General features: G+C 66.1%; 14 protein-coding genes. 9 read left to right on the forward strand and 5 right to left on the reverse strand.

Features of this window, described 5'->3' with window-relative positions; all coding sequences use genetic code 11:
• Positions 1-274: 274 nt before the first annotated feature.
• The 3 genes from CSC74_RS01740 to CSC74_RS01750 all read left to right on the forward strand — a co-directional run bounded on the left by CSC74_RS01740 (position 275) and on the right by CSC74_RS01750 (position 2577).
• Positions 275-1063, forward strand: coding sequence for an XAC0095 family protein (locus CSC74_RS01740; protein ID WP_211369533.1), 789 nt, complete (start codon positions 275-277; stop codon positions 1061-1063).
• A gap of 82 nt (positions 1064-1145) precedes the next feature.
• Entirely contained in the window at positions 1146-1778 is a 633-nt protein-coding gene (locus tag CSC74_RS01745) for a hypothetical protein (RefSeq protein WP_162312698.1), read from the forward strand.
• Between the two features lie 223 nt (positions 1779-2001).
• Positions 2002-2577, forward strand: coding sequence for a lysozyme inhibitor LprI family protein (locus CSC74_RS01750; RefSeq protein ID WP_162312699.1), 576 nt, complete (start codon positions 2002-2004; stop codon positions 2575-2577).
• Between the two features lie 106 nt (positions 2578-2683).
• Here CSC74_RS01750 and CSC74_RS01755 read toward each other — a convergent pair whose 3' ends face one another.
• Complete coding sequence (locus tag CSC74_RS01755) at positions 2684-3046, reverse strand: VOC family protein (protein ID WP_162312700.1); 363 nt, start codon at positions 3044-3046, stop codon at positions 2684-2686.
• Positions 3047-3126: 80 nt separating this feature from the next.
• Here CSC74_RS01755 and CSC74_RS01760 point away from each other — a divergent pair, with 80 nt between their 5' ends.
• Complete coding sequence (locus CSC74_RS01760) at positions 3127-3531, forward strand: winged helix-turn-helix transcriptional regulator (RefSeq protein WP_162312701.1); 405 nt, start codon at positions 3127-3129, stop codon at positions 3529-3531.
• Positions 3532-3629: 98 nt separating this feature from the next.
• Positions 3630-5618, forward strand: coding sequence for a serine hydrolase domain-containing protein (locus CSC74_RS01765; protein ID WP_162312702.1), 1989 nt, complete (start codon positions 3630-3632; stop codon positions 5616-5618).
• A gap of 248 nt (positions 5619-5866) precedes the next feature.
• Here the strand turns inward: CSC74_RS01765 and CSC74_RS17505 are convergent, their stop codons facing one another.
• Both CSC74_RS17505 and CSC74_RS17635 read right to left on the reverse strand, forming a co-directional pair.
• Positions 5867-6067: a winged helix-turn-helix transcriptional regulator gene (locus CSC74_RS17505; protein ID WP_281349720.1), complete on the reverse strand. Its 201-nt coding sequence runs from the start codon at positions 6065-6067 to the stop codon at positions 5867-5869.
• 12 nt (positions 6068-6079) lie between these two features.
• The gene (locus tag CSC74_RS17635) at positions 6080-6214 is read right to left on the reverse strand and encodes a hypothetical protein (RefSeq protein ID WP_281349703.1); all 135 of its coding nucleotides are present in this window, start codon (positions 6212-6214) and stop codon (positions 6080-6082) included.
• Positions 6215-6293: 79 nt separating this feature from the next.
• On the opposite strand from CSC74_RS17635, the gene CSC74_RS01775 reads away from it, so the two are divergent.
• The gene (locus CSC74_RS01775) at positions 6294-6620 is read left to right on the forward strand and encodes a nuclear transport factor 2 family protein (RefSeq protein ID WP_162312703.1); all 327 of its coding nucleotides are present in this window, start codon (positions 6294-6296) and stop codon (positions 6618-6620) included.
• A 389-nt stretch (positions 6621-7009) separates the two neighbouring features.
• Positions 7010-8053: a S66 peptidase family protein gene (locus CSC74_RS01780; protein WP_162312704.1), complete on the forward strand. Its 1044-nt coding sequence runs from the start codon at positions 7010-7012 to the stop codon at positions 8051-8053.
• A 40-nt stretch (positions 8054-8093) separates the two neighbouring features.
• On the opposite strand, the gene CSC74_RS01785 is transcribed toward CSC74_RS01780, so the two are convergent.
• Entirely contained in the window at positions 8094-8573 is a 480-nt protein-coding gene (locus CSC74_RS01785) for a VOC family protein (RefSeq protein ID WP_162312705.1), read from the reverse strand.
• 401 nt (positions 8574-8974) lie between these two features.
• On the opposite strand from CSC74_RS01785, the gene CSC74_RS01790 reads away from it, so the two are divergent.
• Positions 8975-9802: an alpha/beta fold hydrolase gene (locus tag CSC74_RS01790; RefSeq protein WP_162312706.1), complete on the forward strand. Its 828-nt coding sequence runs from the start codon at positions 8975-8977 to the stop codon at positions 9800-9802.
• Between the two features lie 125 nt (positions 9803-9927).
• Positions 9928-10830: an amidohydrolase family protein gene (locus CSC74_RS01795; protein WP_162312707.1), complete on the forward strand. Its 903-nt coding sequence runs from the start codon at positions 9928-9930 to the stop codon at positions 10828-10830.
• Positions 10831-10963: 133 nt separating this feature from the next.
• Here the strand turns inward: CSC74_RS01795 and CSC74_RS01800 are convergent, their stop codons facing one another.
• Positions 10964-12274 carry an acetamidase/formamidase family protein gene (locus CSC74_RS01800; protein ID WP_162312708.1) on the reverse strand — a complete coding sequence of 437 codons (1311 nt, stop codon included), beginning with the start codon at positions 12272-12274 and terminating at the stop codon, positions 10964-10966.
• Positions 12275-12394 lie beyond the last annotated feature (120 nt).

Below are 12394 nucleotides of genomic sequence, written 5' to 3' on the forward strand. Positions count from 1 at the left end.
TGCGGTATGCGCAGCTGGAGATTCCGCGCCGTGGAGAAGTATGCACAAGCGAAGAACGGTGTCGGCGAAGAACAGAGTCGAAAGAACGGGATCAGGTTCGGCCATCCCTGATTTACCGGAGGCCTGAAAGCAGGCGCACTTGCTTGCCTGGAGGGACTGGGTGGAAAAGCTTCGGCGTTGTACGGCGGAGATCAGGCGCGAAGCGGTGAGTGGCCATTTCATGGAATGAGGAGGCAACACAATGTCGAGGCATGAATCGGAGGATCGGGAAGGGTTGGGCTATCTGCTGCCCGAGGAGAGCCAGCTGCGGCTGGCGAGGTTGAGCGATCACATCAGGTTCCTGGCGCGGATGGCGCAATCGCGCATCGCGCAGGGATCGTTGGAACACGCGCCGGAGGTGAGCATGGGCGAACTGACGTTCTGCCTGGAGGCGCTGGCGGATCAGCTGGACCTGGTGCTGGACGAGGTCTCGTGGCCCGCGCAAGGGACGGCGACGGTGGAGGTGCCGGAGCGCGACGTCATGTCCGCGGCGAGGCCAGGGGCGACTGGCACGAACACCGGCCGCTTCATCTTCGGCGTCACCCTCGACCAGATCGACACGCTCGGCCGCCTGATCCAGACGATCTCGGCCCATGGCGATGTCGTGTCGAGCAGCGACATGCCCGACCTGGCCAAGCACACCCTGCCCATGCTGGGGTACGCGATCTTCGACGGTGCGGCCGCCGTGCGCGACATCCTGGCCCAGGTGGAAGAGCAGCGGCTCGGCGAGGCGCCGCATCGGCGACCCGGCGTGGGCGAGGAGCGGGGTGTCTACGCGGTGGCACTCGTGTCCCCGGCAGCGGCACGCAATTCTCCAAGGGGATTGCGCCCCACGGGCTCTCCGGTCCGGCTCTTGTGGGAGCGGCGTCAGCCGCGAACGGGAGCTCGACGGCGCCATGCGAACCGGTGGCCTGGGATCGTCGCCTTCGCGGCTCACGCCCCGAAGGAAGTCCCCTTGGGGGACGCCGCTCCCGCAACAGCGAAGCGGATCAACGCCTTCGGCGGTTCCGCCCTACGGCTCTAGGCCGGGTCCGCGCATCGCATAATGACGCGCGACGGCAGGCCCGCCATGACCTGCCTTGCGCAACAACATCCAAAGGAATCCCATGACAGAACCCGCACCGAGTGCGTCCGAACCCGCCTCCGAGGCGCAACCCGCACCGATGCCGCCGCGGTATCGCCTGTTCGAACTGCTGATCGGCGCCGGCGTGCTGCTGATTTCGGCGGTGTCCGTGTTCGTGGCGTACAGCGCCAACCGCACCCAGGAGCGGATGCTGGCGGCCAGCGTCTGGCCTTCGCTGGTCTTCGGCACCAGCGACCTCGCCCAGGACGGCAGCCCGCAGCTGTCGATCGACCTGCTCAACCGCGGCGTGGGACCGGCCCGCGTGCGCTGGGCCGAAGTGTTGTACGCCGGCAAGCCGGTCGCCGGTCCTTCGGCATTGCTGGCCGCCTGTTGCGGCGACCAGGACACGACGCCCGACGCATCCATCGTCAGCAGCGCCATCCAGCGCCGCGTGATCGGCGCCGACGAATGGATCCAGGCCATGCGCGTGCCCCCGTCGTCGACCTCGCCGGCGGTCTACGCGGCCCTGACCCGGTCGCTGCCGGGCGTGGGCATGCGCCTGTGCTATTGCTCGGTGCTGGACGAGTGCTGGCTGCTGGACAGCAAACACGACGAGCCCGAACCGGTGCGCGACTGCAAGGCGGCGCCGGCGGTGCTGTGGGGAAGCGGTGCCTGAAGGCTGTAAGCCAACATAGGGCAGGCTCAAGCCCGCCGCAGCTGGCAATGATGATTCCATTCGGCGAGCCGAGGCCTGCCCCATGGGCCTGCTGTTCATCCCCCGTATCCTGCGAAGGCTGGGCGGCCAAGCGGGCTCTGTTTCGTGGCCCACGGCACAGTTCTGACCAAGTCATCCGAGTCGGGTGTGTCAGAATCCGTCCGTCGCTACAGGGAGCAGTACGATGAAACGCCTTCCGATTTATCTGGCCGTGCCGATCTTCTTTCTGACGGCCAACGGCTGCGGCCGGACTGCATCGATGAAGTCGGATGCAGCGCTGGATCCGCAGTACGCGGCGAGGTCGTCGGAACCTGCTGGCAGGCTTGTCGCCGAACATGAAGATGGTGTGATTGGACGTGAGCCTGCGCGCTCTGCGGGCGGCAGTGGAACCTATGGCAGCGACTATGGAGTGCGGCCCGAATACCAAGCCTGCATGACGCATCAACCCGAAGACGTCAGCACTGCTGGCCATCGGCAGGATTGCGCCGACAAGGAGTCCGAATTCCAGGATTCAAGGCTGGATCGGGTTTACCGTCAGGCCGAAGATGCGCTCGAGAAGCGGAATGATAAAAGCGGTGCATCGGCCCGTCTGCGGGATTCCCAGTCGCGATGGTTGTCGCAGATCGAAAGTGCCTGTGGAAAGGTTGCTGAGGGGGCTGGTTCCACGATGGGGCCAGCGGCACAATCGACATGCATCATGGATATGACTGCGCGACGCGCGGACGAACTGGAGCGTCAGTATCTGAACGGCGGAAAGTAAATCGGAAAATTGTTCAACCAGGGAGCAGGTGATGCCAGTCGAGGACGATTCCATCCGGCGGGCCGGGACCCGCCCTATGGGCCTGGTTTGTTGCGGGTGACGCCGCTCAGCCTTCGGCCGGCCACTCGCGGAAGATCACGCAGACCGTGGTCTTGTCCAGCATGGCGAACTCGCGCGAGCCCCAGGGCTTGCGCGTGACGCGATTGGAGTTGGGGTGCAGCAGATGCGGCGAACGCGTCGACAGCTCGCGGTAGACCGCTTCGATGTCGTCCGTGTCGATGCCGAGTTCCGGTCGGTCCAGCGCCGCGCATTCCGCATTCGCGACCAGGTAGGCCTTGGCCCCGTCGCGGACGATGACCGCCATCGTGGCGTCCTGATAGCCGACTTCGAAGCCCAGTCCTTCCACGAAGAACTCCAGTCCGTCTTCCAGACTGTCGTAGAAGATCTTGGGGATGAGGTTGTTGAACATTTCCGTCTCCGCAGGACCGGCCCGGAAGGCCGCGCGGGTGATGATAGGATCTTCGCGGACCAAGGCAAGAAGGCACTTTCTTGAGCGCTACGAACACTTCTGTGCGTACGGTCCACGGCGCCGACCCGAATTACCGCGCGGCGCTGGAAACGCTGGCGCGCATCGGCGACAAGTGGACGGTGATGGTGGTCGCCGCGCTGTGGCAGGGACCGTTGCGTTACAGCGAGATCCAGCGCGGCGTGCAGGGCATCTCGCAACGCATGCTCACCCTGACGTTGAAAGGGCTGGAGCAGGATGGGCTGGTCGAACGCACGATGTTCCCGACTGTTCCCCCGCGCGTGGACTACGAACTGACGGAACTGGGCCGCAGCTTGATCGTGCCGCTGCATGCGCTGTACGAGTGGGCGGTGGAGCATCGACCCGCCATGCTGGAAGCAGGGGCCAGGTTCGCCGCGAAAAAGGGCGTGCGGGACGCTGTCGAATAAAAGCGGCACAAGCTCGCACTGGCCCATCCGCAATGGGACTTGCGTAGCCGGCGGGGAGTATGCGCATCTAGCGCCACCCCTCTTGCCGGAGATTTTCGATGCGTCCTTCCGTCCATCCACTGGTCCTGGCCCTGCTGCTGGCGTCGCCTTTCGCTACGTCGCCTGCCCATGCCGCCGACGCGGCGGCAGCCACTGCAGAAACTGCGGCGGACACGCCTTCCAGGACGCCGGCTGGCACCACCTTCGTCCTGCCCGGCGGCTGGAGCCAGCGAGTGCAGGGCAACGCCGTATTGATCATGCCGCCCGAAGGCGACGGCTCGCGCCTGGCCATCGTCGATGCCAAGGCGGCCACCGCCGACGAAGCGATCGCCGAGGCCTGGGCCATCCTCGGCATGACCCCGAAGCTGCTGGTGGCCACCGACGCCGCGCCCAAGGACGGCTGGGAAGCCCGGCGCTTCTACGACTACGACGTCGCCGCGAATGCCAAACGCGCCGTCGGCGCCAGCGCCTATCGCAAGGGCACGGCCTGGACCGCCGTGGTGGTCGACGTGGACCAGGCCATCGCCGAAAAACGCGGCTCGCAATTCGGCAAGATCTCCCAGCGCCTGCAGCCCGCCGGCTACAAGCGCGAGAGCTTCGCCGGACGCACCGCGCACAAACTGGACGACGCGCGCCTGCAGCAGGTCGCCGGGTTCGTCGAGCGGATGCGCCAGGAATTCGACGTGCCCGGCGTGGCCATCGGCATCGTCCAGGACGGCAAGGTGGTGATGTCGCAGGGCTTCGGCGTGCGCCAACTGGGCAAGCCCGGGAAAGTGGATGGCGACACCCGCTTCATGATCGCCTCCAACACCAAGGCGCTGACCACGCTGATGCTGGCCAAGCTGGTCGATGCCGGCAAGCTGGACTGGAACGCGCGCGCCGAGGACGTCTACCCGGATTTCAAACTGGGCGATGCGGCCACCACCGACCAGGTGCTGGTCAAGCACCTGATCTGCGCGTGCACCGGCGTTCCGCGCCAGGACTACGAGTGGCTGTTCGACGGCGAGAAGCAGACGCCGAAGACGGTCATGGCTACGCTGGGCACCATGCAACCGACCAGCGGCTTCGGCGAACTGTTCCAGTACTCCAACCCGATGGCCGCGGCGGCGGGCTACATCGGCGGCCAGGTCGCCTATCCCGGCACCGAACTGGGCGCGGGCTACGACCAGGCCATGCAGGCGCTGGTGTTCGATCCGCTGGGCATGCGCAACACCACCTTCGACTACGCCAGGGCGCAGACCGGCGACTATGCCGCGCCGCACGGCTACGACATCGAGCACCAGGTGGAAGTCATGGGCATGGGCCTGAACGACACCATCGTCGCGTCGCGTCCGGCGGGCGCGGCGTGGAGTTCGGTCAACGACCTGCTCAAGTACGTGCGGATGGAGATCGACCACGGCCTGCTGCCCGACGGCAGCCGCTACATCGGCGAGGCCGCGCTGCTGCAGCGGCGCGAACCGCAGATCGCGCTGGGCGTGGACCGCAATTACGCGATGGCGCTGATGGTGGACAAGAGCGACGGCACCACCGTGATCGACCACGGCGGCGACATGGGCGGCTTCCACTCCAACATGATGTGGTGGCCCGGGCAGAAGGTCGGCGCGGTGATCCTGACCAATGCCGATGAAGGCGTGAACCTGCGCGGCCCGTTCAAGCGCCGCCTGATGGAGCTGATGTTCGACGGCGAACCGCAGGCCGAGGCCGCGGCGAAGGCCGGGGCCAAGGCCAACCGCGAGGGCTTCGAGGCGTTCCGCAAGCAACTGCAGGTGCCGGGAGACGCGACGGCGCTGGCCGGGCTGGCCCCGCGCTACCACAACGATGCGCTCGGCGAGCTGCGGGTGACGCGCGCGGGCGGCAAGGCGTCCTTCGATTTCGGTGCGTTCGCTTCCGAGGTGGCGACCATGCCGCAAACCGACGGCAGCCTGGGCTTCGTCACCATCGACCCGCAGGCGCTCGGCTTCCTGTTCGTGCGCGCGGACAAGGACGGCGTGCGCAAGCTGATCGTCCGCGATGGCCAGCATGAGTACGTTTTCGACGAAGTGAAGTAGGGCCTGCAAACAGCGTAGCCCGGGTAAGCGAAGCGCACCCGGGACGCTTCCACCTGGTTGCCGCAGGACCGGCTACGGCGCGATCCCACGCCGCGGCCGCCACAAGCAAGGCCCCGCAATGCGGGGCCTTCCTGTTTCACCGCCCGGACACCCGTTTCACGCCAGGGCCGCAAGGCGCATCGGCAAGTAGGGGGCAATCCTCCTTGGGGGTGCGCCCTACGGCTTTCCGATTTCCTGCGGCAGAGGCGTCATCCGGCGTTTCGTTGCTCCGCCCAGTTCAACAGCGCATCCAGCGCCGGGCATAGCGCCTGGCCCCATCCGGTGAGCTGGTAGTCGACCCTGGGCGGAACCTGCGGATACACCGTGCGCAGGACGATGCCGTCCGACTCCAACTGCCGCAACTGTTGCGCAAGCATCTTCTGCGACACGCCGGGGATCAGTTTTTCCAGATGCGAGAAGCGCTACACCTTGCCGCCGAACAGGTGGAACAGGATGACCAGCTTCCACCGGCCTTCGAACAGATGGAGCACGGATTCCACGCCAGCCGCGGCAGTATCCGGCGTGTAGGTCTTCGCGCTTACTTTTCCGTTAGCCACTCACTTTCCAGTGCGTTCTTGCGGTCTGGCCAGCCTATCCCCACCCTTGGCTCATCGCAAACCATCCAAGAGGCCCGCCATGACCATTGCACTGCCTGCTGCCGTAGAACGCTACCTGCGTGCCGACGCAAGCGCCGACGAAGATCGATTCTCCACCTGCTTCGCCGCCGATGCCGAAGTCCGCGACGAGGCGCGCACGATCCAGGGACTGCCCGCCATCAAGGCCTGGAAGCGGGAAAGCAGGCGGAAATACCAGTACGTGGTCGATCCGCTGGCTTGCACTCAGGAAGGCGACGCGGTCCTGCTGACCGCGCGCGTTGCCGGCAATTTCCCCGGAAGCCCGGTCGAATTGACCTACGCCTTCGTCGTGCGGGACGATCTGATCGCCTCGCTCGAGATCCGCTGATACCTCTTGCCATCGACATGACCCTCTACAAGAAGGCCACCCTGAGGCAGTGTAGGAGCGACGTGAGTCGCGAAGCGATGTAGCCCGGGTAGAGCGAAGCGGTCTTCAACATTGCGAAGCTGGTCAACCCGGGGCTCTTTGCCTTCGACGGAAATCCCCGGGTTTCGCCTGCGGCTCTACCCGGGCTACGCCACTCGAGATCCGCTGATACCTCTTGCCATCGACGCGACCCTCTACAAGAAGGCCACCCTGAGGCAATGTAGGAGCGACGTGAGTCGCGAAGCCGACTTTATCGAGGCTTCGTAGCGACTTGCGTCGCTCCTGCAATTGCGATGTCCTGCGGTTTGCTTGCTACCCTGATTGCGGATTCCCCAGAGGCAGGCGGCGACATGCACAGAAGACAATTCCTTGGCAACGCGGCACTGGCGGCGTTGCTGCTGCCCCTGGCCGGTGGTGGCGATGCGCGGGCGGCGACGGCGCGCAAGCGCTTGCTGCCGGTGCCGTTGGGCAAGGGCGACACCGTTGCGCTGGTCAGCCCGTCGTCGGCCACCGACGAACCGTTCGACCTGCAACTGGCGCAGGAAGCGATGCAGGCGCTGGGCTTCGAAGTGAAGACCGGCGCGCATTACGCGCAGCGGCGCGGCCACCTGGCCGGCACCGATGCGGGGCGCGCCGGCGACCTCAACGCGATGTTCGCCGACAAGCAGGTCAAGGCCATCATCTGCGCGCGTGGCGGTTCCGGTGCCGCGCGCCTGTTGCCGCTGTTGGACTACGACGCCATCCGCCGCAATCCCAAGGCGCTGCTGGGCTATTCCGACATCACCGCCTTGCACAGCGCCCTCCATGCGCGCACCGGCCTGGTCACCTTCCATGGGCCGATCGGTTCGGGCAGCTGGAATCGCTTCAACGTCGACCAGTTCCAGCGCATGTTCTTCGACCGCGAACTGATGCAATACCAGAACCCGACCGATCGCGGCGACGAGCTGGTGCAACGCAAGAACCGCACCGTCACCATCACCGGCGGCAAGGCGCAGGGCGAACTGGTCGGCGGCAACCTGTCGGTGCTGGTGGCCTTGGCCGGTTCGCCCTACCTGCCGGACTTCAGCGGCAAGATCCTGTTCCTGGAGGACGTGTCCGAAGCGCCCTACCGCATCGACCGCATGTTCAGCACCTTGAAGCTGATGGGCGTGCTGGACCGGGTCGCCGGCGTGATCTTCGGCCAGTGCACCGATTGCGATCCTGGCGATGGCTACGGCTCGCTGACCCTGGCCGGGATATTCGACGACTACCTCAAGCCGTTGCGGATCCCCGCCTACCGCGGCGCGATGATCGGCCATATCCGCGAACAGTTCATCGTGCCGATCGGCGGCAAGGTGGAAATGGATGCCGACGCCGGCAGCTTCCGCATGCTGGAGCCCGTGTTCCAGTCCTGAGGCAGTTCGCAGGGCGGGTCCCGACCCGCCCTGCGATGGGTCAGCCGCGTCGCGCCGCCTCGATCGTGGCGATATCGATCTTGCGCATTTCCATCATCGCGTTGAACGCGCGCTTGGCGGCGGCGCGGTCCGGGTCGGCGACGGCGTCGGTCAGGGCGCGTGGGGTGATCTGCCAGTTCAGGCCCCACTTGTCCTTGCACCAGCCGCAGGCGCTTTCCTGCCCGCCGTTGCCGACGATCGCATTCCACAGGCGATCGGTCTCGGCCTGGTCGTCGGTCGCCACCTGGAACGAGAACGCCTCGCTCTGCTTGAACGCCGGCCCGCCGTTGAGGCCGATGCAGGGAATGCCGAGCACGGTGAATTCGACCGTCAGCTCATCGCCTTCCTTGCCGGAGGGAAAGTCGCCGGGCGCGTAATGCACGGCCTTGACCTCGCTGTCCGGGAAGGTGGCGGCATAGAAGGTCGCCGCTTCCAGCGCGTTGCGGTCGTACCACAGGCAGATCGTGTTCTTCGGGGTCATCGCTGTTCTCCTTGTCGGTGGGGTAGGGGTCGGATCCGGGCCTTGAGCATCCCCGGGTCCGTGCAAAATCGTGGTGAACGGAAAGTCCGGGCCAGGCGTTGTATGCCTGCCTGTCTTCAACGACGAGCGGCGGGGCGGAGAATCGACAGCCGCCGGGAAAAAATCCGGCGCATGGCGGAATCCGCGAGCGATGCAGTTATGTAGCCTGGATAGCGCGCAGCGGTCTTCAACAGCGAAGCTGGTCAACCCGGGGCTCTTCGTTCCGTGTCGAAAGACTTGCGCTTGCGCAATTGCAAGGACCGCGTGAGTGTCGATGCGCATGCCGTTCACCAGTGTGGAACGGCGGATCACCGAGGCTACGGACATAGTGCGCATCAGCGCCCGTCACCAGGAGTCAGACGATGTCCGCCACTGCAAACCAGAATGCCCGTGTCCGCCTGCACGTCGAAGACAGCGGAGGCGAGGGCCGGGCGATCGTGCTCATCCATGGCTGGCCGTTGTCGGCGGAAGCATGGAAGCCGCAACTGGGCCCATTGCGCGACGCCGGCCATCGCGTCATCGCCTATGACCGTCGCGGCTTCGGTCGTTCGGAAAAGCCGGCGAGCGGTTTCGACTACGACACCCTCGCGGACGATCTCGCCGATCTGCTCGAGGCGCGCGATCTGAACGACGTCACCCTGGTGGGGTTCTCGATGGGCGGAGGCGAAGTGGCCCGCTATGTCGCCAATCACGGCGAGGACCGCTTGCGCAGTGTGGTCTTCGCCTCCGCGGTACCGCCTTTCCTGATGAAGACCGACGACAACCCCGAGGGTCCGCTGACCGAGGACAAGGCCAGGCAGAAGGAGAATGGACTGAAGGCGGACCGGGAGAAATTCTTCGACGGGTTCACCCGGGATTTCTTCTCGGCCAAAGGGGTGCTGAAGGTCAGCGAAGCCGAACGCCAGCAGGCGATCGCGCTCTGCCTGCAGTGCGACCAGACGGCGGCATTGGGTTGCATGAAGGCGTTCGCCACTACCGATTTCCGCAAGGACCTGGAAAAGGTCGGCGTGCCGACCCTGGTGATCCACGGCGACAGCGACGGCACGGTGCCCTTCGAAGGCTCGGGCAAGCGGACCCACGCCGCCATCGCCGGCAGCGAGCTTGTGCTGCTGGCGGATGCGCCGCACGGCTGCAACGTCAGCCATGCGGATGCATTCAACGCGGCTTTGCTGGACTTCCTGGGCGGCTAGGCCTTACGCCCTGGCGGCAAGGACGAAAGTGCGCGTCGCCTGCGGCGGTTCCGCCCTACGGTCCTCGCCTGTCCGGAATGCGGTCCCTGGCGCGTTGATTTTCCTGACACCCGTGGAGCCAGGCCATGCGATCGATCCTCCTGTTGTCCCTGTTGCTGGCCTGCGCGACTTCGGTGTGCGCGCAGCCCTACACCGGTCCGATCATCGACGTGCACCTGCACGTGGGCGCCGCGGCGCCGGGCGCGCCCAACCCGGCGACCGGCCAGCCGACCAGCGCCAACACCGACGAAGAGCGCGAACGGCTCACCTTCGAACAACTGCAGAAACACAACGTGGTGCTGGGCCTGGTCAGCGGCCCGGAGGCGGCCATGGCCAGCATGCGCAAGCGCGGTGGCGAGCGGATATGGGCCGGCGCGTTTCTCGACGATGGCCGCACGCCGCTGCCGCCACCGGAGACCCTGCGCGCCGCATTCGCCGCGGGCGACCTGAAAGTGATGGGCGAGATCGCCGCCCAGTACCACGGCCTCGACCCCAGCGACGCGTGGTTCGAATCCTATCTCGCTCTGGCCGAGGAGTTCGACATCCCGGTCGGCATCCACACCGGTCTCGGCCCGCCCGGCGCGGCGTATGGCTGCTGCCCGAAGTTCAGCGTCGCGCTCGGCAATCCGATGCAACTGGAACCCCTGCTCAAGCGCCATCCCAAGCTACGCGTCTGGCTGATGCACGCCGGCTGGCCGTACCTGCAGGAGACCAAGGCGATCCTCTACATGTACCCGCAGGTGCATGCCGACGTGGCGGTGATCGACTGGATCATCCCGCGCGCCGAGTTCCACCAGTACCTGCAGTCGCTGCTCACCGCCGGCTTCGGCGACCGCCTGATGTTCGGCTCCGACCAGATGGTCTGGCCCGAGGCCATCGGCCAAGCCATCGAAGGCGTGGACAGCGCCCCGTTCCTGGACGCGAAACAGAAGCGCGCGATCTTCCACGACAACGCGGCACGCTTCCTCAAGCTGGCGCCGGTGCGCTAGGCGAGGCGCGCGCAGGGCGAGTTCAGTCGAACGACACTTGTAGGAGCGACGTCAGTCGCGAAGCCGGCATCACCGAGGCTTGATCGCGACCGACGCCGCTCCCACAGGAACCCAGGGGCACCTGGCCCGGGGATCAGCCATCGGCGGGCTTCAGCGTCCGCAGCACCGACTTGTCCAGCTTGGCCGCGATGCCGACGCTGCGCCCGGCCAGATTGGCGACCACGTAATGGACCGAGCTGCCGATCAGCTGCGCGCATTCGGACAGGGTCAGCCCGTAGTCCTGCTGCAGCCACTGGATCATGCCCGACGTCGCGCTGCGCAACGCGTCGTCCAGCGAGCCGGCCTGGCCCAGCACCATCAACTGCCGCTCCGATTCCACACGCGGCGCGGAGAGGTTCCTGTTGGGCAACACGTCCACGCTGAATTCCACCTCCATCGACGTTTCCAGCGCGTATTGCGAGGTCTCGCCATCGCCCTGCAACGCATGCGCATCGCCCAGGTACAGCAGCGCGCCGGGTTGCGACACCGGCAGGTAGACCGTGGCGCCTTCGCGGATCCCGTTGAAGTCCATGTTGCCGCCGAAGCGGCCGGTGTCGCCGGTGGAAACCGGGGCGGAGCCGAAACCCGGCGCGACCGCCAGCCCGCCCAGCATCGGGCTCAGCGGCACCGACAGCGTGCGCAGCCCCGGCGTGGGCGTTTGCGGAAAGGCCACGCCGCGTTCGCGGTCCAGGGTCCAGCGCACCGGCTTGCCCAGTTCCATCGCCTTGGCCGCCACCGCCGTCGACATCGCGCGGCCCACCAGGCTGTCGAGGCTGTCGGCATAGTCGCGGTTCAAGCGCAGGCGCTTGATGCGGATGGCCAGCACGTCGCCGGGCTTGGCGCCCATCACGAAGAACGGCCCGGTCTGCGGATTGCCGAACAGCGCCCGGGTCTTGCCGTGCTGGTCCACGCCGCCGGAATCGAGGGTGGTGGTGTGCACGCTGTCGCCGGGCCAGATCGTCAACACCGGTGCGCGATGCGGGGAGAATTCGTTCGAGTAATCGGTGGGGACGAACTCATGCCGTTGCGGCGCATTGCCGCTACGTTGCGGCAGGCGCCTGGCCGAAAACGCGTGGGCGGCGCGCTGGTCCTTGTTGTTGGTATCGGGATAGTCGGCGTTGCCGGTAATCGCGTCCTGGGTCTGCGTACCGGCGAAGCGGTAGATCGCGCCATCGCTGCCGGTCACGGTGAACTGCAGGGTGGTGCCGTTGCGATTGCCGACGAGCGGGTCGCCGTCGAACACTCCGCTCAGGGCGCCGTCGCCGTCGGTAATATCGAGCTGCTGGTAGGCGGGATTGCCCCAGAGGTCGGTGGTGACCAGCCACTGCCCATTCGCCCCGGCCGCCTTGGCGAACGGCACGCAGGCGATCGACAGCAGGAACAGCACAACAAGGCGAAGGCTCATCGGAATCCAATGTGACTACAAGTGTAGTCACATTGTTCGCCTCTGCCTTCCCTGCTGTCAACTCTCCTGTGCAAGCCGACCGGAACCAGGCGCGCGCAAGGCGGGGCGAACCGTCGTCGC

The organism is Pseudoxanthomonas yeongjuensis, assembly GCF_010093345.1.
Classification (GTDB): Bacteria; Pseudomonadota; Gammaproteobacteria; order Xanthomonadales; family Xanthomonadaceae; genus Pseudoxanthomonas_A; species Pseudoxanthomonas_A yeongjuensis.